Source organism: Actinoplanes sp. TFC3, from assembly GCF_001553785.1.
In the GTDB taxonomy this organism is placed as follows: domain Bacteria; phylum Actinomycetota; class Actinomycetes; order Mycobacteriales; family Micromonosporaceae; genus Actinoplanes.
In genome coordinates, this window is record NZ_LOJP01000001.1 from 5,250,178 (window position 1) to 5,271,055 (window position 20,878).

The 20,878-nt window shown below is 69.5% G+C and carries 18 protein-coding genes and 1 riboswitch; of the genes, 4 read left to right on the forward strand and 14 right to left on the reverse strand.

Annotated features, from left to right (window positions below):
• Positions 1 to 5: 5 nt before the first annotated feature.
• A riboswitch (cyclic di-GMP riboswitch) is annotated at positions 6 to 85 on the reverse strand.
• Positions 86 to 240: 155 nt separating this feature from the next.
• Positions 241 to 1,413: a hypothetical protein gene (locus tag TFC3_RS23575; protein WP_067503868.1), complete on the reverse strand. Its 1,173-nt coding sequence runs from the start codon at positions 1,411 to 1,413 to the stop codon at positions 241 to 243.
• Between the two features lie 43 nt (positions 1,414 to 1,456).
• On the opposite strand from TFC3_RS23575, the gene TFC3_RS23580 reads away from it, so the two are divergent.
• The 4 genes from TFC3_RS23580 (at position 1,457) to TFC3_RS23595 (ending at position 5,793) form a co-directional block, all read left to right on the forward strand.
• Positions 1,457 to 1,783 (forward strand): TfoX/Sxy family protein, encoded by a 327-nt coding sequence (locus TFC3_RS23580; RefSeq protein WP_067503871.1) that lies wholly within the window; start codon positions 1,457 to 1,459, stop codon positions 1,781 to 1,783.
• A 103-nt stretch (positions 1,784 to 1,886) separates the two neighbouring features.
• Positions 1,887 to 3,248 (forward strand): alkaline phosphatase, encoded by a 1,362-nt coding sequence (gene phoA, locus TFC3_RS23585; RefSeq protein WP_067503875.1) that lies wholly within the window; start codon positions 1,887 to 1,889, stop codon positions 3,246 to 3,248.
• A 22-nt stretch (positions 3,249 to 3,270) separates the two neighbouring features.
• A complete protein-coding gene (locus TFC3_RS23590; protein WP_067503878.1) occupies positions 3,271 to 4,566 on the forward strand; it encodes a family 16 glycosylhydrolase in 1,296 nt (431 codons plus the stop codon).
• A gap of 72 nt (positions 4,567 to 4,638) precedes the next feature.
• A complete protein-coding gene (locus TFC3_RS23595) occupies positions 4,639 to 5,793 on the forward strand; it encodes a hypothetical protein (RefSeq protein ID WP_067507365.1) in 1,155 nt (384 codons plus the stop codon).
• On the opposite strand, the gene TFC3_RS23600 is transcribed toward TFC3_RS23595, so the two are convergent.
• From TFC3_RS23600 to TFC3_RS23655, 13 genes are all read right to left on the reverse strand, one after another.
• Complete coding sequence (locus TFC3_RS23600) at positions 5,783 to 6,631, reverse strand: sulfotransferase (RefSeq protein ID WP_067503881.1); 849 nt, start codon at positions 6,629 to 6,631, stop codon at positions 5,783 to 5,785. The genes TFC3_RS23595 and TFC3_RS23600 overlap by 11 nt on opposite strands.
• Positions 6,628 to 8,094, reverse strand: a complete 1,467-nt coding sequence (locus TFC3_RS23605) for an MATE family efflux transporter (RefSeq protein WP_067503882.1) — start codon at positions 8,092 to 8,094, stop codon at positions 6,628 to 6,630. Before TFC3_RS23605 ends, TFC3_RS23600 begins: the two co-directional genes overlap by 4 nt.
• Entirely contained in the window at positions 8,094 to 9,008 is a 915-nt protein-coding gene (locus TFC3_RS23610) for a glycosyltransferase family A protein (protein WP_067503885.1), read from the reverse strand. Before TFC3_RS23610 ends, TFC3_RS23605 begins: the two co-directional genes overlap by 1 nt.
• Positions 9,001 to 10,668 (reverse strand): hypothetical protein, encoded by a 1,668-nt coding sequence (locus TFC3_RS23615; protein WP_067503888.1) that lies wholly within the window; start codon positions 10,666 to 10,668, stop codon positions 9,001 to 9,003. The genes TFC3_RS23610 and TFC3_RS23615 overlap by 8 nt, the downstream gene beginning before the upstream one ends.
• Positions 10,669 to 10,733: 65 nt before the next feature.
• A complete protein-coding gene (locus TFC3_RS23620; RefSeq protein WP_236718275.1) occupies positions 10,734 to 12,695 on the reverse strand; it encodes a delta-60 repeat domain-containing protein in 1,962 nt (653 codons plus the stop codon).
• Positions 12,696 to 12,729: 34 nt separating this feature from the next.
• Entirely contained in the window at positions 12,730 to 13,671 is a 942-nt protein-coding gene (locus TFC3_RS23625) for a glycosyltransferase (RefSeq protein WP_067503890.1), read from the reverse strand.
• A gap of 4 nt (positions 13,672 to 13,675) precedes the next feature.
• A complete protein-coding gene (locus tag TFC3_RS23630; protein ID WP_236718276.1) occupies positions 13,676 to 15,958 on the reverse strand; it encodes a sugar transferase in 2,283 nt (760 codons plus the stop codon).
• Between the two features lie 790 nt (positions 15,959 to 16,748).
• Positions 16,749 to 16,976: a ferredoxin gene (locus tag TFC3_RS36170; protein WP_082772253.1), complete on the reverse strand. Its 228-nt coding sequence runs from the start codon at positions 16,974 to 16,976 to the stop codon at positions 16,749 to 16,751.
• On the reverse strand, positions 16,973 to 18,265 hold the full coding sequence (locus TFC3_RS23635; RefSeq protein WP_067503893.1) for an NADH-ubiquinone oxidoreductase-F iron-sulfur binding region domain-containing protein: 1,293 nt from the start codon (positions 18,263 to 18,265) through the stop codon (positions 16,973 to 16,975). Before TFC3_RS23635 ends, TFC3_RS36170 begins: the two co-directional genes overlap by 4 nt.
• Positions 18,262 to 18,840: a ferric reductase-like transmembrane domain-containing protein gene (locus TFC3_RS23640; RefSeq protein ID WP_067507374.1), complete on the reverse strand. Its 579-nt coding sequence runs from the start codon at positions 18,838 to 18,840 to the stop codon at positions 18,262 to 18,264. The genes TFC3_RS23635 and TFC3_RS23640 overlap by 4 nt, the downstream gene beginning before the upstream one ends.
• Complete coding sequence (locus TFC3_RS23645; RefSeq protein WP_067503896.1) at positions 18,837 to 19,745, reverse strand: FAD:protein FMN transferase; 909 nt, start codon at positions 19,743 to 19,745, stop codon at positions 18,837 to 18,839. Before TFC3_RS23645 ends, TFC3_RS23640 begins: the two co-directional genes overlap by 4 nt.
• 1 nt (position 19,746) lies before the next feature.
• The gene (locus tag TFC3_RS23650; RefSeq protein WP_067503898.1) at positions 19,747 to 20,067 is read right to left on the reverse strand and encodes a hypothetical protein; all 321 of its coding nucleotides are present in this window, start codon (positions 20,065 to 20,067) and stop codon (positions 19,747 to 19,749) included.
• Between the two features lie 132 nt (positions 20,068 to 20,199).
• Entirely contained in the window at positions 20,200 to 20,817 is a 618-nt protein-coding gene (locus TFC3_RS23655; RefSeq protein WP_067503901.1) for a response regulator transcription factor, read from the reverse strand.
• Positions 20,818 to 20,878 lie beyond the last annotated feature (61 nt).

Here is a 20,878-nt window from a genome sequence, read left to right on the forward strand (position 1 = left end):
TCTCCTTCGGCGGCTGGGCCGCCTCCCACTCGGGAGGCCCCTGGCTTTGCGTCCCCGCCTTGCGACGGGATTGCCTTTCTCTGAGCCGCATGCGACGGCTTAGGGCGCGGGCCGGTTGCGCGGGGACAAAGCTCGCACTTGGGAACTGCGCCGAAGTGACTGTAACCACGGAATTACGGCTCTGTGGGCGATTTGGGTTTTTCGCCCAGATGACCGGGACTGATGCGTAATAAGCGTCATTTAGCGTCCTGTTTGTCCATTATTGACCGATTTTTGAAGCACGGGAATCCAGCCGAGAAGGGCAAGCAAAGCGAACAAGGCCAGCAAGGGCACCCGCCACCAAAAGCTCAGCGCCGGAGTCAAAGCGGGTTGCGCCACCACCCACGGACGCGCGAGCTTGGACCAGGCCAGGAAGGCATCACCGATCGGAGCGAGGCCGCCGGCATAGCGTTTCGACCCGGGCGTCGACACCGGTACGCCCACAAGTTCCCCATAGTTGTCCAACGCCCCGGCCAGCCGGGCATCACCCTGCACCCGGGCCGCCCCGAGCGTGACCACCGTGGCCGCCAGGCTGGTCCCCAGCACCAGGGGCCCCGAGTCCACGTCACCCCGCCCCGCCACCCCGGACGGATACTCCCGCACCCCGGGGCCGAGCCGCAGCGGGCGCACCACGAACCGCGACCGGAAGATCGTGAACTGCGAGCGCGCGAACACCGGGTCGATGTCCACCAGGAACCGCTCGATGATGGCCTGCGAGGAGCCCCGCGCCACCGACTGCGGCGTGCCGGTCGCCGCGTCCACCTGGTGCGGCATCAACCCGGTCGCCGGGTCCAGCCGGGTCTGCACCGCATCGAGCCAGCGGGTGACGGTGGCGGCGAAGCGCGGTGTCAGCAGCTTGTCGTGCAGGCGCAGCGACGCGATCGCCACCGTCGAGTCCACCGGCCACGCCTGACCCGGGTACGCCTGCAGGTAGGGCGTGGACGCGGCATCGAACGCGGCGGCCAGCGCGGCCGACGAGCTCTCGAACTGCGCTCGCAGCCCCGGATCCTCGCCCAGCGACAGCACGCCGCCGCGCAGCCAGTTCGTCCAGCCCTGATAGAACACGCCGTACGCGGGGATCAGCCCGGCATCGAACGGCGCCCGGCCGGCCGGATCCTCCAGGCGCGTCAGGGCCCACCGCGCCTCGTCAGCGTTGCCAAGGTCGACCTGGGCGAGGCCGTACAGGGCGTAAAGGAAGAAATAGCCTTCGGGATAGAGCTTTTGCGCGTCCTCGGCTGCCCCGTGGTCCAGCCGGTCACGCAGGAAGGCGAGCTGCCGCCGTACCCCCGCGATGCCGTCCGCAGGCGCAACCAGCCGCACGGCCGCCAGCAGGGCGAGGAGCGTGACCACGACCGCGGCGACCCTTCGGAGCATGTCGCCGAGCCTAAGATCCGGCTGCCACCGGTACGGTCGGAGCATGGCCTATGACGCAGCGTTGGCCGAGCGATTGCGAGATCTCCTGGCCCCGCGGCCGGGCATCCTCGCCAAGCCGATGTTCGGCGGCCTGTGCTTCCTCAGCGACGGCAACATGCTGGTGTGCATCTGGGGCGACGACCTGATGGTCCGCGTCGGACGGGAGGCCACCGAGGAAGCGCTCAGGCACCCCGGCACCCGGCCGTGCGATGTGACCGGACGCCCGATGCGCGGCTGGGTGGTGGTCGACGGCGAACAGCTCGACGACGAGACGCTGGAGCAGTGGGTGAAACGAGCCGGTGCCTTCGTCGCCACGCTTGTACCCAAGTGACGTTCACCTTTGGTTCACTTGCGAGGGCCAGGACCGCCGGAGTTTGCTCGCCCTTCGCTTGTTCTCCACCGTCGCGACGCTTGCGAATGATGCTGTATTGCGCATGAACGCACTTCGTCAGCTTCGCGGCCGCCGGGCCGCCGTGGTGCTTGCCGCGGCCGCAGTGGTAGCCGTGCCCTCGGTGGCGCTCGCGGGCGACTCCCACCAGGACAACACCAAGAACGCCAAGCACGCGATCCAGGGCGGCAAGGCCCGCAACGTGATCCTGCTGATCGGCGACGGCATGGGCGACAGCGAGATCACCATCGCACGCAACTACCAGGTCGGCGCGAACGGCCGGCTCGCCATGGACACGCTCCCGCTGACCGGCGCGTACACCACGTACGCCGTGCAGAAGGAGAACCCCGACCTGCCCGAGTACGTCACCGACTCGGCCGCCTCGGGCTCCGGCTGGGCGACCGGGCACAAGACCTACAACGGCGCCATCTCGGTCACCGCCGACGAGAAGCCCAAGGCGACCATCCTGGAGCTGGCCCAGGCGGCCGGCTACCGCACCGGCGACGTCACCACCGCCGAGCTGCAGGACGCCACCCCGGCCGTGCTGGGCTCGCACGTCATCAACCGCGACTGCAAGGGCCCGGACGCGATGGCCAAGTGCGCGGTGAACGACAAGGTCAACGGCGGCGCCGGCTCGATCGCCGAACAGCTCGTGCAGACCAAGCCTGACGTCCTGCTGGGCGGCGGCAAGCAGTACTTCGACCAGACCGTCAAGGCCGGCAGGTACCAGGGCCAGACGGTGACCCAGCAGGCGCAGGCCAACGGCTACCAGGTCGTCACCGACGCCGCCGGGCTGGCCGCGGCCAAGGGGAACCAGCCGATCCTGGGCGCGTTCGCCAAGAACAACATGGACCTGGAGTGGGTGGGCCCGGCCCCGACCCGCACCGGGACCGCGCCGGCGACCTGTGCCACCAACACCGCTCGTACGGCCACCCAGCCGCACCTGGTCGACATGGCGAGCAAGGCGCTCGACGTGCTGGACAAGCAGACCAAGCACAGCCGTAAGGGCTTCTTCCTGCAGATCGAGGGCGCCTCGATCGACAAGCAGGACCACTCGGCCAACCCGTGCGGGCAGATCGGCGAGACCGTGGCGTTCGACGCGGCGGTCAAGAAGGCGCTGGACTACCAGAGGAAGAACCCCGGCACCCTGGTCGTCGTCACCGCCGACCACGGCCACACCAGCCAGATCGTGGAGACCGCCACGATGGGCTACACCGCCACGCTGATCACGCACGACAAGGCCAACATGACGATCAGCTACGCGACCTCGGAGATCTCCGGTTCGCAGCAGCACACCGGCACCGAGGTGCGCATCGCCGCAGGTGGCCCGCAGGCGGCCAACGTGCTCGGCGTGACCAACCAAACCGACCTGTTCTTCACGATGAAGCGGGCGCTCGGGCTCAAGTAGGGGCCGATATGCTTGCGGCCCCATGCGCAAGCTCGTCACCGCGACGGCCGTCGTCGTCCTGTCCGCCGCAGCCCTGCTGCCGGCCTGTGCTCAGGATGACGACGGCCGTCCGCATCGCTCCCCCTCGACGGTGGTCCTGGACGCGACGGTGCCGGTCGTCGCCGACACCACGATCAGCCAGGTGGCGCAGGACGGTGAGCTGAGCGCGGCGACCACGCTGGCGACCTGCCCGGTGCTGTGCGAGAACAACCCGGCCGGCCAGCGTGACGCGCACCTTCAGTTCAGCGTCGACCAGCTTCCCCCGGATGCCACCGGCGTCACGGCCAAGCTGCGCATCTACGCCTGGCACGACGCCGGCGCCCGGATGCTGACCCGCACGGTGCCCGGGGATCTGCAAGCCGCGCGGATTGCCGGCGGCGGCAGCTTTCAGGCCGTCGACGGGGTCAAGGCAGGATTCAACGAGCTTCCGGTTTCGATCGATCGCAACGGTACTTACACAGTCCTGCTCTCCCAGAAGAACTTCGACAGCCGCGTCTATTGGGCTTCCCTGGAGAATCCGAGACCCGAACTGCGACCGCAGCTCATGCTCTCCTACCACGCCACCTGGAAGCTCGCCTGGGCCGACGAGTTCACCGGCAGCACCCTGGATGCCGGCAAATGGAACCTGCGCAACGGCGAGGCCCGCGACGTCGACCTCGGCTGCAACGTCGACAGCCCGGAGAACACGTTCGTCAGCGGCGGCCTGCTGACGCTGCGCGCCCTGCGCAAGCCGGTGCCGTGCGGCTCGCAGACCCGCCAGTTCACCCAGTCGTACCTCGACACCATGGGCAAGGCGTCGTGGACGTACGGCCGGTTCGAGATCCGCGCCAAGTCGCCGACCACGCCCACGGGGTCCACCGGGATCTGGCCGGCGTTCTGGCTGCGCCCCGACGACGGGGGCAACGGCGAGATCGACGTGACCGAGCTGCCCGGTGGCACCGCGTGGCACAGCCAGGCCACGGCCTCCATCTTCTGGGACTACACCCCGGTCAAGCAGGACCTCCGGGTTACCCTGCCCGGCGGCGGCACCCCGGCCGACGGCTTCCACACCTACGCCACGGAGTGGTCGGCCACCTCGCTGAAGTGGTACTACGACGGCCAGCTCGTGTGGACCCGGGATCGCACCACCACCCCCTGGTACGACAAGGCGTTCACCAAGCCGTACAACTTGCGGCTCAACATGCAGGTCGGCGGCTGGCTCGGCACCCCCGACGCGGCCACCGTCTTCCCCGCGGACTTCCTTGTCGACTGGGTCCGGGTCTACCAACAGCCTTCTTGAGGGGGCTGCGGCCTTGAGGAGGCTCGAAGGGACCACGAGTAGTCTCCAGCGGTGGCCATCGAATCGACGCAAATGACGGTGCTTGATCGCCAGGACGGGCTGGGCTGGGTGGCCCGGGCCTTGTTCGCAGATCCGGGGGTCTCCGTCACGCTCGGCAACGATCCTGCCGCGCGGCTGCGCTACGCGGTGATCCCGTCGGTGGAGAACGCCAAGTTCCTGCTGCCGCTGGCGTCCAAGAAGGTCACCGCCGCGTCGCTACTGGCCTACAACGCGCTGCGCCCTCCCAAGGTCCGCGCCAGCCGAGCCGCGATCGGCCTGCTCGCCAGGGCCGGGCTGCTCGGCTTGACCAAGGCGCCGGTGCTGTCGGTGCACGGCGACGAGCTGCTGTCCGACTTCCTGGCCGCCCGGCTGGGCTTCGACCGGCTGCACGCGGCCATCGGCATCCGTCCGCCGGACCCGCACCACAAGCCCACGATGCAGCTGTTCGACGACGCCGGGCAGCCGCGCGGCTACGCCAAGATCGGCTGGAACGATGGCACCCGCGCGATGGTCCGTTCCGAGGCGGCCACGCTGTCCGGCCTGCCCACCGGCGGCGGCTTCCCGCCCGCGCCCCGGCTGCTGCTGCACACCCAGTGGCACGGCCGGGAGATCGCCATCATCGAGCCGATGCCCCGCGACGTGCGCCGCATCCGCAAGCCGGACGAGCCGCGGCTGGACGCGATGCGAGCCGTCGCCCGGCGCGGCGGCCCGGCCAATCCCCCGCAGCCGGTGACCGGGTTGCTGGCCCATTGGCGGCGGCGGGCCGTCGGGGCCGACCCGCGCATTCACGGCTTCATCGACCGGATGGCCACGGATCTGACGCTGGAATTCGGCGACTGGCACGGCGACTGGGTGCCGTGGAACATAGCCCGGCAGCGCGGCAATCTGCTGGTGTGGGACTGGGAGAACCGCGCTTCGGGCGTACCGCTGGGATTTGATCTGGCCCATCAGGCTTTTCAGACCGCGTTGTCGACGCATCGGCGCCCGGCCTTCGATTGTGCGATTGCCGTGGACGCCACACTGATGCGACACGGTCCGGCGCTGGGCCTGGACGCCGAGCGGCAGAAATTCGTTGCCGACGCCTATCTGATCGAGCTGTGGCTGCGCACCTTTGAGTTGTCGCACGGGGGCGCGGGCTGGAACCCGAAGCTCCACCCCGCGTTGCTGGAGGTGCTTGCTACCAGGTGAACCGCATACCGAGCCGGTCCTCGAGCGCCGCGTTGAACGGCTTGTAGTAGTCGGTCAGCTCGGCGCGCACACCGTCGTCCATGCCCTTGCTCGGGCGGTCGTTGAACACGTCATAGGACGGCAGTTCGTGCGGCGGCAAACCAATGAAATGAAGGATCTGCGCGTACGTCTGAGCCGGCTCGCGATAAAATGTCTCGCTCGCCACGAACAACAATTGCGAGCTGTCGAACCGCTGCAGCCACGGTTCGAGATGCTCCAGATAGCGTCCGCGCGCACGGTAGGAATACCAGTCGTGGGCCTCGGAGAATTCGCCGGCCGTGCGTTCGCCCTCGGCGGCCAGCGCGTCGGCGAAACTGAGCGGCTCGACGCCCTCACCGCGGCGTTCCTTCCAATGCGAGAATGCCCGTTCCACCGGATTGCGCAGCAGCACAATCATTTTCGCCCGCGGCATCAGCTCGGCCACCCGGCCCGCCGCCAGCGGATGGAACATGTACAAGGGCGCCGCCTCGCCGGCTTTCACCGGGCCGCCGTGCTTGCGCTCCAGGGCGGCCCGCTGCCGTTCGGTCGGGAAATGCGAGCGATACCAAGCCTCGCCGCGCTCGTAGTTCTCCTCGAAGTAGTGCGACGTCTTGGTGTTCCACGCCGGAAACAGCCGCGGCACCAACGGATGCTGGATGAGATAACGCCACAACGACGTCGTGCCACCGCGTTTCGTGCCGATCACCAGGAAGTCCGGCAACGGCCGCCGGTCGCTGGTCCGCTCGCCGTAGCGCACGAGCAACTCGCGGACCTGCTCCTTCGCCCCGGTCGGAGCGAGATTCTTGATGCTGTCCCTCACGACTTCTCCCTGAGGCTCTTCACCGCGCCACGCACCCGGGAATCGCCCAGTGACGCCAGGCCTGCGGCGGCCACCAGCGCGAGCGCAAGGCTCAAACCCGCAATTCCCCGGCCCACGGCCCAGGTGCCGATCAATGCCGCCAGGCCCGTCGCGCCCATCACGCTGAAAGCAGCAATGGCCACCGTACGACCAAAAAGCGCCTCGCCCAGCGCCCGCCGAGCCAACACCGCGGCAAGAACGTTCTCCACGACAATGCCGAGCGACCAAGCGACAGCCGCACCCAGCGCACCATGCTCGGGAATGAGCACGAAGGCCGCGGCCACGTTGCACCCCAGCCCGGACACGGTGGCCAGCAAGTGGCTCCGGCTGTTGCCGCTCATCAGCAACACCGTCTGGACCAAGCCGACCCCGACGTTCACCAGCATTGCGACCGCCAGCACGGCCATCGCAGTGGCCCCGGACTCGAACTGCGAGCCGAACAGCCGCAGGAACGCCGGCGCGAACACGGCTAGCAGCAGGTACGCCGGCCACGACAGCAACACGATCCACAACGACGTACGCCGGTAGACCTGCGCCGCCTCATGCCGCCGGTCCGCGCCGAGCAGCCGGGACAGCTGCGGCGCGATGGCCACCCGCAGCCCCTGCATGATCAGCAACCCGGCCAGCGTGTACCGCCCCACCGCGGCGAAAACGCCGGCTTCGCGTTGGCTGGCCAGCGCACCGGTGAGCAGGACCCCCACCCACATGCTGCTCGCGTCGATCGCCACCGACGCCGCCCGCGGCAACGCGAAACCCCAGAACGTGTGCCAGTCCTCGCTCTGCGGCTTGCGGCCCAGCGGCAGCGGCTTGGCCACCAGCACCAGCGCGATCAGCAGCGCGGCGACGATCGGCAGCAGCCAGCCCGCGAAGCCGAGCACCACGCCGCCTCCGGCCAGCACCGCGGCGATCATCAGCACCGGGCGCGCAACGGGGACCAGCAGGAACTGCACGCCCACGTACGCCGACACCGGGCGAGTGGCCCGCACCGCCGCCAGCACCACCGTCGACCCGACGATCAGGGGCACCCCGGCAAACGCCAGGCGCAGCAGGTCGGTGCCGTCCGGCTCGTCGAGCAGGGTCCGGCTCAGCGGACCGGCGAAGGTCCAACCGGCCACTGCCACCAGCAGCGACAACCCGACGGTGGGCAGCACCGCCACGCTCAACAGCCGGGCGGCGTCGCCGCTGGCTCCGCTGGTCCGGCGCGGGATCGACCACATCAGCGCGGTGTCGGCGCCCAGGCAGCACACCGCCCCGACGATGGTGACCAGGCCGATGACGCTGAACAGGGCACCGGAGCCGTCGGCGCCGAACGTGCGCACGATGACGGTGGTGAGCACGAAGCCGAACAGCCCGTTCACCGCCGCGCCGACCAGGCCGATGGCGCCGTTACGCGTGCTTTGCCGTACCTCTGACGTGGTTGTCACTAAATGCCTTTGCCGCGTTTCTGGGCCATCCGCAGGGCCCGCTCGCCGGTCATCAACCCCATGATCACGGGTACGGTGGCCAGCACCCGTTTCTCCAACGGGTTGAGCCGGATCACCGCGGCCAGCTCCTTGATCGCCTCGGTCCGGCGGTGACCCGAGGCCAGCGCGAACGCGATCTGCCCCCGCAGCCGAGCCATGCCCTCGCGGCTCTGCGCAAGTTCGGGATGCTTGGCGATCAGATAGCGCTGCGCCTCGACGATCATCGCCCAGCGGCCGAAGTAGAACGAGCCGCCGTGCCAGTCGACGATGACCAGCGCCTCCCGCACGATGGCGATCGGCGTCTGCGCGGCCACCCGCAGCAGCCACTCGTAGTCCTCGCTGTAGCCGCCCGGGATGTCCTCGTCCACCGGGCCCGCGGCCGCCCACACCGAGCGGCGCACCAGCATCGTGCTGGAGTGCACCTCCATGATCCGGTCGGCCAGGAAGTCGTCGAGGTAGACGAAGTCGCTGTCGAGCACCCGGTCCTTGTCGATGCCGGGTCCGCGCAGCCGCAGTCCGCAGCTGACCGCCCCGATCTCCGGGTGCACGAGCAGAGCCGTCTGGCGGGCCAGCTTGCTCGGCAGCCAGATGTCATCGTCGTCGCAGAACGCCAGCAGCTCCCCGGTCGCCGCGTCCACCCCGCTGTTGCGCCCGCCAGGCAGGCCCTGGCGGTGGGTGTTGGAGATCAGCTTGAGCGCGCGGTTGGGGCCAACCGGCACCACCAGGTCCCGCACGGGCACGTGGTCGAACACCACGATGCACTCCACGCGGCCCTCGTACTCCTGGTTCAGGATGCTCGCGACAGCGCGTTCCAGCAGGCCCGGCCGGTCGCGGGTGGCGACGACAACCGTGACATCCGGGACCTGACTACGCACCCTTGCCTCCCGTCACGACGAAACCGGCGGTCTGCGCGCCGGCCGAGCGCAGCCGATCCACCAGCCGGGTCAGATCACTGGTACGCGTCCGGTCCTGCGCCACCACCAGCACGGCCACGCCGGACTGGGCCGCGCGCACCCCACGCTCGTCGGTGTCCGAGGGCGGGGCGTCGACCACGATGACCCCGGCGCTCGGCTCCTCGCCCAGCGTGCACAGCCGCACCACCCCGCCACCGATGAGCACGACCAGCGGCGAGCGGTTGTCCGCGCCCGGCGCCGGCGACAGCGGCGCCGGGGAGACCGGCGGCGCCGGCTTCTTGGCCTCGATGATCAGCGTGGCGTCGGGATCCTGGGTCTGCACCTGCATCGGCGCCGCGGGAACTCCGTAGACGCCGTTCTGCGGCTTGGGGGTCGCGCCGTAAACCCGGGTCGCAGCCGGGGTCGGCGGTGTCACCGAGGCCCGCGAGGACCCGTTGATCCCCGGTTTCGGCGACGGGGTGACGACCCGCGGGCGCGGCGGGGTGCGTTTCTGCGCCGCGAACAGGATGCTCTTCAGCTCCTCCTGCGACTCCACGGGCGCGGCCAGCGTGATGTCGCGGCCCGCCTCGGCCAGCGCCACCGCAACGTTGCCGGTCACCGTCGTACGGCCCTCGTCGTTGCGGCTGGACAGCACCACCAGGTGCTGGTCGGAGTGCCCGTCGATCCACTTGAGCAGGGCCAGCGAGGCATACCGGGCGTCGGCCGCGGCCGCCTCGTCGGAGGTGCGGCCACCGGCGCGCACCGAGCCGATCGCGGGCAGGCCGATCAGCTCAGCGGCCTGTTCCCCCGAACGGATGCGGCGGTCCAGCGCCTCGCGCCCGTGCGCCGCGACCATGCCCAGCAGCAGCCCGCCGAGCAGCGCGGCGGCCACGAACAGCGGCGCTGCGTCGTGGCTGGACGGCACCGGCGCGCGAGCGGCAGCGGTGATCGATCCGGGGCTCAGGTCCGCGGAGGCCACCTTGGCGCGCGCGTTCGCAAGCTGAGCGATCTGGTCGTTGAGCGCGCTCACCTGGTTGAGCATGGCCTGCGCGCGCGGCGACATGTTCTCCACGTTGGACTCGCCGGACGGCAGGCCCTTCTGCGCGGCCTGCCGCTGCGAGGTCACCGACTTGATGGTGTCGTCGTACGACAGCATCAGCGCGGCCCGCTGCGTCTTGTAGATGTCCTCGCGCACCTTCAGGTAGGTCTCGGCGGCCGTGTTGGCGCCGGTGATCGCGCTGTCCTCGGTGTCGTCGGCGTAGGAGAAGCGCAGCACCTGCCCGCCGGTGGGCACCTCGGTGGTCAGCGCCTCGCGCACGTCGTCCGGGTCGCGTTTGAGGATCCTGGCGGTGGAGTCGATGACGTCGTTGCCGAGCGCGATACCGTTCTCGGCGGTCATGTTGATGGCCTTGTCGGCGCCGCTGGACGGCGTGGTGAACGGGTCGGTCACCACCGGGCGCAGCACCACGACGCTGGTGGCCGTGTAGGTGGCCGGGAACAGCAGCAGGTAGGCGAGCACGCCGAACGTCAGGATGCCCGCCGTCGCCGCCACGATCCGCCACCGGCGCAGCGGAATCAGCACGACGTCCGCAAAGCCGACGACCCGCTGCCGGCTACCGGCCACGGAATCAGTCACATCCATCAGTCGTCTCCCGGACCTTCATGATGTCGGGGCCCGGCCGGTGGCCGGGCCCCGCTTGCCCTGCCTCAGTTCGTCGCGAAGAACAGCGTCGCGTTGCTCCAGTTCAGCGCCGTGGTCTTCGCGGCCAGCACGCTGCCCGGGCCGGCCACCGCGGTGGCCGCGGCCGGGTCGAACGCCACGCTGCGCAGCGAGCCGTCCGCGCTGCCGTAGACGATCTTGTTGTTGACCCAGGTCATGCCGCGCACGGTACGCCAGTCGATGCCCGAGGTGGGCAGCGTCATCTCGGTGTCCCCGACGATCGAGCCGTCCGGCGTCAGGTAGCGGTAGTACAGCGCGGTGCCGGTGGCCGTCGTGTAGTACATCCGGCCCTTGAGGTAGAACGCGCCAGTCATGTCGCCGGCCTTGTACCAGGCGTTGTAGCCGCTGCCGACCCATGGCACGCTGAGTGTGCCGGCGCTGAGCGTTGACACGTTGAGCACGTTGCCGGTGGTGGCCCAGTACACCTTGGTGGACAGCGCGAACGCGGCCTTGGCCGAGGTGAGCTTGGGCTGGCTGACCGTGCTGGCCGCGCCCAGGGTCGTACCGTTGAACGTCAACTTCTTGACCGAGCCGTTGCCGTTGCCCAGGTACAGGTAACCGGAGGTGGCGGTCGGCGCGTCCTGCGCGGCGATCGTGCGCCCACCGGCGGTCGGGAAGTAGCCGAGCCGGCCGTGGTACTCGTTGCCGAGCCCGTCGGAGTCCTGGCCGAGGAACAGCCCGGCCGGGCCCTTCCACAGCTCCCAGACGATCGCGCCCCATGCGGTGCCGCCGGAGGGCAGCGCGCTACCCGGCGAACGGCCCGGGTTCCAGGCCAGCGGGCGGCCGTTCTGCGCGTCGAGCGCGGCCACACCGTAGCGGTCGACACCGCCGTCGCCCTTGGCGTCGTTGCCGTTGTTGTTGTTCTGCCAGCGGAAATGCCCGGCCACGTACACGACGTTGTTGGCGTACTCCAGCGAGGTGACCGAGTCCCGGCCGGTCTCGGCGACCCAGGTGGCCTTGACGTTGGTGCCCCGGTCGGCGGTTTCCCAGCGGGCGGTGGTGTCGCAGTAGGCCAGGCCCTCGCTCTCGCCACCGTCGGCCACGATCGCGAAGGACTTGCCGTCGTCGGCGAAGTCCACGTCACGGGCGTAGAACGGGAACGCATCGCTGGCACACGCGGCCACGTAGCGGTCGGTGCTCCAGTCGGCGACGGCCGGGGTGCCGGTGGTGTCGATCAGTACCACCTGGTTGCGGGCCGCGGCGTTGACCTTGGTGAAGTTGCCGACCGCCACGACCGTCTTGCCGTCGGGCGCCACGTCGAGACCCCACACCAGCTCGGTGGAGTTCGGGTATGGCCGGGCGCCGCTCGCGTCGATCTGGAACGTCGCGTCGATCGCCCCGGTGCTCGCGTTGAGGCGGGCCAGCAGCGAGTGCTGGGTGCCGTTCACCCAGTGGAAGGCGCCGGCGATGTAGAGGTTGTTGCCCCGCACGATGGCGCGGCGCACGGTGCCACCGTCGCCGCGGCCGGCCCAGCTCGTCACCGTGGCGCCCGAGGACGGGTCCAGCTCGACGAGGTTCTTGCGGGCGACGCCGTTCACGGTGCCGAAGCTGCCGCCGACGATGAGCTTGTTGTCCGGGCTGACCGCCAGGGTCTGCACCGCGCCGTCGAGCACCGGCTTGAACCCGGTCTGGAGCGCCCCGGTATTGACGTTGTACGCGATCAGGTTGTTCGCGGCGGTCCAACTGGTCGCGCCGGAGGCCTTGATGCCGGTGAACGAACCGCCGGCGTACACGATGTCGCCGATCTGCGCGAACGCCCGCATGCTGCCGTTCTGGGCGTGCGGCGTGTTGTCCGCCGGGTTCGCCGTCACGAGGGTCGCCGCCGCGGTCGGCGGAACGTACACGGCGTTCGCCGGGATGGCGGTCGCGGCGACCGTCAGACTCACCACCGCGGCCGGCACCAGAACCCTGGTGAACGGCCGTGGCCGGAGTCGGCGCTTCAGGGACACGGGTCCTCCTGCTGTCACGTCACTTCACTTCACTTCACTGGCGGTTCAGCTTGAACGGGGTGACGCCGGGGGTGGCTCGCACCGACCATCCGGCGGCGGTGTGCAGATCCGCGAGCGTGACGTCTTCGGCTTCGCGGGCCACGACCAGCTTGCGGCTCTCCAGCTCGCGCGCCATCTCGACCTGGTGGTCGTCGACGTGCTCGCCGTGGGCCTTGCGCCGTGGAACGTACAGGGCGCGCTTGCCGGCTTGCATGGCGGCCAGCGCCGATCCCACACCGGCATGCGAGATGACCACGTCGGCGTCGGCCAGCCGGGTGCGCAGCTCGTCGATCGGCACCTGACGACGGGCTCCGGCCGGCATCTTGTCTATCACGGTGGCGCCGACCTGCCACAGCACGTCCCACTCGGCCGGCAACAACGCGACGAGCCGGTTGAGCAAGCGGGGGAACGTATAGCGCTCGTGCGTGCCGAGCGTGACGACAACCTTGCGGATCGTGGGTGAATCGGTGAGTGCCTCGGCCTCGAACGCGTCGAAAATGGAGCCGCCGAACTGCCACTGCCCATCGGCCCACGACGGATACTGCGTAAAAAGGCGGATTCCCGGTACGCGCGCAGCCAAGCGGCCGGTAAGCGAGGGCCCCTGCGTGCGGGTCGCACTCTCGATGTACGAGCACGGGATGCCCGCTGCCACCCCGGGCAGGAAGAACGCCATCGCCACGCTCGCGCCGGTGCTGATGATGTGGTCGTACCGCTGCGCCTTGAGCATGCGCCGCGCCACCCGCAGGTCGCGCAGCACCCCGGCCACGTCGCGACTGGTGGCCGGCGGCACGAAGACGACGTCCTCACCGGCGAGCAGCGACCGGCTCTGCGGGCTGTCGAAGGTGACCCACCGGCGTGCGCCGAGGCCCAGCCTGGGCGCGAGATCGTGCAGCTCGGCAAGGTGGCCACCGGTGGAGGCGACAAGCAGACTCGTCATGGTCTCAGTACGCCCCGGATCCGCGGACGACGGCGAAGGCGGTCCTCATCAGAATGACCAGGTCCACGGTCAGCGACCAGTTCTCCACATACTGGATGTCCAGCCGGACCGATTCCTCCCAGGACAGGTCGGAGCGCCCGCTGACCTGCCACAAACCAGTCATACCAGGCTTGACCACGAGCCGGCGCCGCATGTCCTCGGGATACATCTCGACCTCGCGCGGCAGCGGCGGCCGCGGCCCGACCAGCGACATCTGCCCCATCAGCACGTTGATGAGCTGTGGCAACTCGTCGAGCGAGAAGCGGCGCAGGATCCGCCCGGAGCGGGTGACCCGGGGATCCTGCTTCATCTTGAACAAGACCCCGTCACCGTCCTGCGACAGGGCGGCCAGGCGTGCCTCGGCGTCGACGTGCATGGTGCGGAACTTGAACATCCGGAAGGTTTCGCCACCACGGGCGACCCGCACCTGCCGGAAGAAGATCGGGCCGCCGGTGTCGAGCTTGATGCTCAACGCCACGGCCAGGAACACCGGGGAGAGCAGCAGGAGAAGAAAGCCCGACACGACCAGGTCGAACAGCCCCTTGACGAACCGCCGGCCGCCGGAGAGCCGGGCATGCTCGATGTGCATCATCGGCAACCCGTCCACCGGTCGCACCGTGATCCGGTCCCCAGCGGTGTCCACCAGCGAGGACGAAACAATCAGGTCGATGTCGTCGCGCTCCAACTGCCACGCCAGCCGCCGCAACATCGCCCCGTCCAGCTCGGGGCAGGTCAGCACCATGACAGTGTCGGCCCCCGTAGCCGCGGCGGAGTTGGCGGCGGCATTGAGCCCACCGAAGATGGGCACGTCGAGCCTCGGGCCCGCGGTGGCGATCTGATCCAGCGGCAGGCACGCCCCGATGACCTGGAACCCGTGGTAGTAGCGGCGGTGCAACTGCCCAGTCATCTGCGCAACAGCGGCGGCATGGCCGAGCACGAGGACGCGGTGCATGCAGGCCCCACCCCGCCGAGCCCGCTGCAAGATCTTGCGCAGCACAAACCGGCCGGACAGGGAGAAGAAGGTCGTCAGAACCAGGGCTATGAGCAGATACCCCCGAGCAAGATCAGCATGCACCACGTACGAAGTCAGCACGATCGCCAGCGTCAGGTGCACCCCGGCCCGAAGAACCCGCTGATACTCCTCCCCGCCGACAAAAAGGACACGCCGCTCGTACGCCTTGCTCAACGCCAGCAGACCCACCCACAACGGCGGAATAAGAGCGGACAGAACCAGGTACCAGTCGGCGTAGTCAGCCCCCCGGAACCGCAAGAAGAACGCGGCCAACGTGGCGGCGACGGTCGCCCCGAAGTCGGTAACGAGCAGCAGCTTGACGTACCGCGCTTCCCACACCCAGCGATCAGCATGCCCGCGGGCCCAGAAGTCAGGGAGGTCACGCTCGGTGAAGCCCGAGTACTGGGGGGTCCGGGGGATTTCCTGGGTGGCGACTTCTTCGGTTTGCGCCCCATCGTGCAGGGGCGGGTGGGCTTGCGGGCGGGACCTGGTGGTCGCGCCCCTGAGGGTGGCCTGGGCGGCCTCGGAGAGGGTGGCTCCGGCGTCGCCGCGCAGGGTGGCTCCGGCGTCGCCGCGCAGGGCTGCGCCTGCCTGGGCCCAGGACGCTGCGTTTGCTGCGCTCTGCTGGGCCGCGTGGGCGCTGTCGTGCTGCGTCGCTTCGGGGTGCGGGGCTTGCAGCGTCGCTTGCGTCACCTCGGGGCCGAAGTCCTGCAGCATGCCGTGCGCCCCTTCGGGCAGCGGCGCGCGCGTCTCCTGCGGACTTGCGGCTTTCGCCCCAGCGTCCCCGAACCATGAGGCGGCCAGCCCTGTCTGCATGCCCGCCTCCTGCCCTGGGCCCGCTTGCAAGCCTGGAGACCGTGCTGCCGACTCCCCCGCTCGCGGGCCCAAGCCTTCAGCCTGCAGCCCCGCGGCCCCCTCCGCCGCGCCCGATCCCTCAAAGCGCGCAGCAAGCCTCGATTGCGTGTCGTCCAGCTTCGGCACCCGCAGCCGGGACTGACTGTCCTCCGCACCGGGCACCCGCAGCCGGGACTGGCTCTCCTCGGGGTGCGGCATGCGTTGCCGGGACTGCATCTCCTGGGGCACGCGCAGTCTTGCCTGGGTGTCCTCGAGCAGCCGGGCCGGTTTGTCCTCGAACTGGGATGCGCGCAGCCCGGCCGGCGCGGCTGGCTCTTCGGGCGCTGGCCGCGGTATCTCCTGCGTGGCGACCTCCCCGGTCGCCGCCTTCGTCGTCGTCACGAAGCTTCTGCCTCCAGTGAGACCCCACGCCCACTTGGCAATTCCTGGCACTCCACCTTTGTCACGCACCCCACCCCTTGGCCCACAGCAAAACAAGCGCAAGGAACAACCCTGGCGGTGAACGCTAGACGAAGATCACGTATTTACCGACCCGCGTGTCAAAATCTTTATCGGCGCTCCACAGCAAAAGTTCGGATGCCGGCGCGGGCGGCATCCGAGCGCATTGCAGGTTAACTCCGATCTACTTCGGACAAAATAGCAGTCCAAGCAGGCGTGAAGGAAGTCTCCCGTCTATGTCCATTCAGTCCGGTTTGACCGGTCTATTTGTCCGACTCGGGGAGTTAGTGACACCGGACGGTAGCACACCGTACCGCTGCGACTCCGGCGAGGGAGCACTTGTGATCTTCGATACCGAATAGCTTCCGGTGCGATCCCGGCAACTCGATGTGACCGTCGTTAACGGCGGGAGGCAAACGTCACTGCGCACTTGACAGTTAACTGTGCCACTTCTCCCAACCGGTTCCCACCCATTGCTGGAAGCGCTCCCATTTCTTGTACCCACTAAAGCGCTACATAAAGGGGAACCGATCTCTACCGAGGACGGCCCGACCACGCCCCGGCACCGCGCTCGTCCGCAAAAGATCATGCGAAAAAAGACCGGAGCGGTAGGAGAAGCAATCCGCGCCGACGCAGATCACTCATACCGCGCAACGACCGCAGCCTGGCGATCGAGAAGAAGCCCCCGATGCGGACTGTGCCAACCGACGGCAGCGTCCCGGACCCGGCAAGCTCATCGATTCAAAATTTCGCCGACCAGTCGTAACGCCAACGCGGGACACTGATCAACAGCCCGCTCGGCGTTCTTCCGCAGCGCCGCCGGCACCACCGGCCGGACCTCCCCGCTACGGGCCAGCGGGTATCCCCAGTCGTCCTCGACCAGGATCTCGGGCAGCAGCTCGGCACAGAGACCACGCCCATCACAGGCTGTCCAGTCAATGTGGAGTCTGTTTTCGCTCATCGCTCCCCCTCCCCGCGCCCACGCCAAAAAGAGGCCGGCCCAGGCGAGGACAAGGCCGGAGCCGAGGCCGGCTCGGACAGAGACGGGGCCACGCACCACCCCGCCAGATGCGCTGCGACATCCGCCTCGAAAACCCGCATAGCGCTGCGAACCATCCGAACCGTCCCATCCGGATGCCGGCACGCTCCCCGCCCGCTGACCAGCGCACTCAGCCGCTCCACCTCGGCGGTCAGCCCCGGCCGCACCCGCCGCCGGGCCAGGTCACCCAGCGTCGCCGCCAACCGCGGCAAGCCGTTGATGCACGGCCCGCATTGGCCCGCCACTTCCCCGGCCAGGTACCCGGCGATCCGAGCCGTCTCCATCAGCCCGCACCCGTCAGCGGCCAGCGCGACCACCACCCCCGCGCCCGGCGTTGCCCCGAAGGGCGCCAGGCCTGCCCGGCTGAAGGGCAGGTCGGGCAGCGCCGGAACCCAGCCACCGTGGTACCCGCCGAGCAGCAGCGCCTGCAACCGGGTGGCCGGGCCGCCGGCGGCGTCGACGAGGTCGCTCAGGCGTACCCCATAAGCGGCTTCCACCACGCCCGGAGCCTGCACCGCACCGCTCACCGTGGCCAGGAACGTGCCCGGCTCGTCGGACGTGCCCGCCTCGCGGAACCACTGGGGGCCGAAGCGGGCGAGCAGCGCGATGTGGCCCAGCGTTTCGACGTTCTGCACCAGGGTGGGGGAGCCATTCACGCCGGCCTCGGTGACCCGAAGGCGCTTGTCCGACGGCACGGCGGGCTTGCCGGACACCGCGTTGACCAGCGCGGATTCCTCCCCCGCGACGAACCGGTCAGGCGCGATCGTCACCGTCACGGGCACGGCGTCCAGTCCCGCATCGCGCCGGGCGTCGAGCGCGCGGCGGACATCGGCGGCCGCCGCGGTGGAGACGTAAAGATGGGCCTGGCGCGCGCCCAGGGCCTGGGCGACCACCTGCAAACCGTCAAGAACAAGGTGCGGTTGGTACGCCAGCAGCGCGCGATCCTTGCCGCTGGCCGGCTCGCCTTCGGAGCCGTTGCCGACTACGACGGGCACGCCGTTGGCTCCGAGAACCGCGTCAACTTTGCGCCACGCAGGGAAGCCGGCCCCACCACGCCCGGTCAGTCCGGCGTCGCGCAGCAGGGCGACCAGTTGCGCTCCGGTGAGCCGGGGCGCGCGGGCGTACCGGGCGAGGTGGGGGTCGAGGCGTCCATCGGTGCTGCCCGCGAGCAGGCGCCGGCCCGCGCCGGGCGGGGCGTCCACGGTAGTCATCGAACCTCCTGCAGGGCGCGGGGACGGCGGCGTGGCACGCGGTCCGGGTGGCGGGGGAAGGATGGGGTGAACCGCCAGACCACTGCGGCGAGGACCAGGGCGGCGCAGAGGGCGGTGACCGTACGCAGCCACCAGGAGCCGCCGTCGGTGCCGGTTTGCAGGCCGTGCAGCACGGCAACCGGCCAGCACAGGTAGGCCAGCCAGTGCACCGCCCGCCACGCCCGCGCCCCGAGCCGGTGGCGCAGCAGACTGGTAAGGATCAGCGCGAGAACCAGGTCGAAGCCGACGGTTCCCAAGCCGATCCAGAACGGTCGATATTCGGCGAAGAACGGCAACACAAGGTCGAAAGCGCGCAATTGGGCGTACGGATCAAAATAGAGCGCAACCACGTGCCCGAGCAGGAAGACGACGGCCAGCAGCCCCGCATTGCGGTGAAGCAGGCTGACTGCGAAGCGCGGCAGCCCGAATGCCGTCCGCCCCGACCGCGCGCCGATTCCCAGGGCGACCACGATGGACAGCAGGACGAGCGAAACAAGCCCCGTTCCCCGCCCGAAATACCAGAGCGCATCGGTCATGCCGGCCACCCACCCAGCCGAACAACCTCCATACCGGGAGTTACCAGCCGCGCGGGACAACCCTCGAGCACATCCCCATTTCCCCGTACGATCGCAGCGGTGCTGAGCGTATTGGCCCGCAAACACGAGAACGCAGCCACCGAAACCGTTCGCCACACCGCTCGCACCGGCCGTCCCGTCCGCGGGTCCAGGATGTGGTGCAGCGACTCCCCCGCCCGGGACCACGTGCGGCTGACCGTGCTCGAAGAGGCGAGCGCCGCCCCGGCCGGAAGCCCCACAACACACCGGGGATCCCCAGGCCGATCCTGCACGAGTACCCGCCAATCCCCCTCCGGCGCCGGCCCGGCCGTAGCGATGTCCCCACCAAGCGCCACCATCACCCCGGTACCAAGCCGGTGCGCCACCCGCAGCGCCGCCCGATCAGCCGCCACAGCCTTAGCGGTAGCGCCCAGATCAAGAAGCACCCCATCCGGCACAGTGAGCCGCTCCCCGGCAAGACGGACATCACGCCAATCCGGAGCCGCAAACACGCGTACGGCCGGAGCAACCTCCCGCCCGGTGATGGCAGCGAAATCCCTGTCGTAGCCCAGCCCGCTCAACGCCGCCCCCACCGTCGGATCAACATCCCCGCCGGTACGCGCAGCAGCATCCAACGCCGCCGCGACGAGATCGGCCAGCAGCGGGCTGACGGTCACGGGGAGCCCCCGGTTCCGGCAGGCCCGCCGCAGCTCGGAGTCCGGCCGGAACCGGCTGCACGCTGCGTCAACAGCGGCAAGCTCGGCCTTGACGAGCGCCGTTGCCGCGTCGAGGGAGCCGGGGTCGGTGACCACGATGCGCGCGGTAGTACCCCAGACCGGCCACTGAGCGGTGTCCGCACCAACGGGAAGCATCTCGATCAGCGGCATGTCAGGAACCTCCCGACGTGGCTTGCCCCGAGTCGCCATCCCGATCGGTGAGCTGCGGGGTGCCGCTGCTGACCTGACCTGAACCGCTGTCGCTGTCACCGGTCGACCCGCTGTCAACCGTCGCATCGCCGCTGCCAGTCGAGCCGGTGGCGGAACCGGAGCCGCTACCGCCAGTCGAGCCGGTACCGGTGCCGGTGCCGGTGGCGGTGCCGGTCGAGGCGGCGTGGGCGGCGAGGCCGGTGGCCAGCGTGCCGGCGAGTCCGGCGGCGACGAGGGCGCCGGTGAGTGCCGTGGTTCGGCGTAGTGCCTTGTCGCGGTCCATCGGTGATCGTCTCCCTGAGGCTGGGGCGCGTCTTTGTTGACGACTCAACCAATGTGCGGGCTCAACCTCTCTGCGCCCTGTGGTCGCCCTGAGCGGTTCCTGTGGATGCCCGGCGCCGCGCCCCACCAGGGGTCAGAGCATGTCCAGCCCCATCGCCTTGGTGACTGCGGCCGTACGGTCAGCGACGCCCAACTTGGAGAAGGCCCGCAGCAGGTGCGTCTTCACGGTCGCCTCGGTGATGTGCAGCTCCTTGCCGATCTCCCCGTTCGTCCGACCGCGGGCCACCAACCGCAACACTTCGGCCTCGCGCGCGGACAGACTCGGCGGCGCCGGACTACGCGCCTGCCGTACCAGCGTCGACGCCACACTCGGAGCCAGCACCGTCTCCCCCCGCGCAGCCGCCCACACAGCCTCAGCCAGGTCAGCCGCCGACGCATCCTTGAGCAGGTATCCCCCAGCCCCAGCCTCGATGGCCCGCAAGATGTCGCGATCCGACTCGTAGGTGGTGAGCACCAGCACCCGGACCCCCGGCACCCGAGCCACAATCGCCCCGGTCGCCTCCACGCCATCCATCCCCGGCATCCGCAGGTCCATCAGCACGATGTCCGGCTTCAGCTCAACAGCCCGGGCCAGCCCCTCATCCCCCGACGAGGCCTCGCCGGCAACGACCAGACCGGGCTCGCTCTCCACCATCCCCCGCAGCCCATGCCGCACCACCGGATGGTCATCCACCAGCAGAACCCGGATCATCCCCACTCCCCCCAGAGCCGGTCATCAACACACCGCCGCCATCCTCCACCTGCCCTCGCGC

Excerpts from the sequence above, each read along its gene's own strand:
- TFC3_RS23635 (WP_067503893.1), bottom strand. The coding sequence starts at position 18,265 with ATGACTACCGTGGACGCCCCGCCCGGCGCGGGCCGGCGCCTGCTCGCG.
- TFC3_RS23590 (WP_067503878.1), top strand. The coding sequence starts at position 3,271 with ATGCGCAAGCTCGTCACCGCGACGGCCGTCGTCGTCCTGTCCGCCGCA.
- TFC3_RS23625 (WP_067503890.1), bottom strand. The coding sequence starts at position 13,671 with ATGACGAGTCTGCTTGTCGCCTCCACCGGTGGCCACCTTGCCGAGCTG.
- TFC3_RS23595 (WP_067507365.1), top strand. The coding sequence starts at position 4,639 with ATGACGGTGCTTGATCGCCAGGACGGGCTGGGCTGGGTGGCCCGGGCC.
- TFC3_RS23580 (WP_067503871.1), top strand. The coding sequence starts at position 1,457 with ATGGCCTATGACGCAGCGTTGGCCGAGCGATTGCGAGATCTCCTGGCC.
- phoA (WP_067503875.1), top strand. The coding sequence starts at position 1,887 with ATGAACGCACTTCGTCAGCTTCGCGGCCGCCGGGCCGCCGTGGTGCTT.
- TFC3_RS23615 (WP_067503888.1), bottom strand. The coding sequence starts at position 10,668 with ATGGATGTGACTGATTCCGTGGCCGGTAGCCGGCAGCGGGTCGTCGGC.
- TFC3_RS23655 (WP_067503901.1), bottom strand. The coding sequence starts at position 20,817 with ATGATCCGGGTTCTGCTGGTGGATGACCATCCGGTGGTGCGGCATGGG.
- TFC3_RS23575 (WP_067503868.1), bottom strand. The coding sequence starts at position 1,413 with ATGCTCCGAAGGGTCGCCGCGGTCGTGGTCACGCTCCTCGCCCTGCTG.
- TFC3_RS23650 (WP_067503898.1), bottom strand. The coding sequence starts at position 20,067 with ATGGACCGCGACAAGGCACTACGCCGAACCACGGCACTCACCGGCGCC.
- TFC3_RS23645 (WP_067503896.1), bottom strand. The coding sequence starts at position 19,745 with ATGCCGCTGATCGAGATGCTTCCCGTTGGTGCGGACACCGCTCAGTGG.
- TFC3_RS36170 (WP_082772253.1), bottom strand. The coding sequence starts at position 16,976 with ATGAGCGAAAACAGACTCCACATTGACTGGACAGCCTGTGATGGGCGT.
- TFC3_RS23640 (WP_067507374.1), bottom strand. The coding sequence starts at position 18,840 with ATGACCGATGCGCTCTGGTATTTCGGGCGGGGAACGGGGCTTGTTTCG.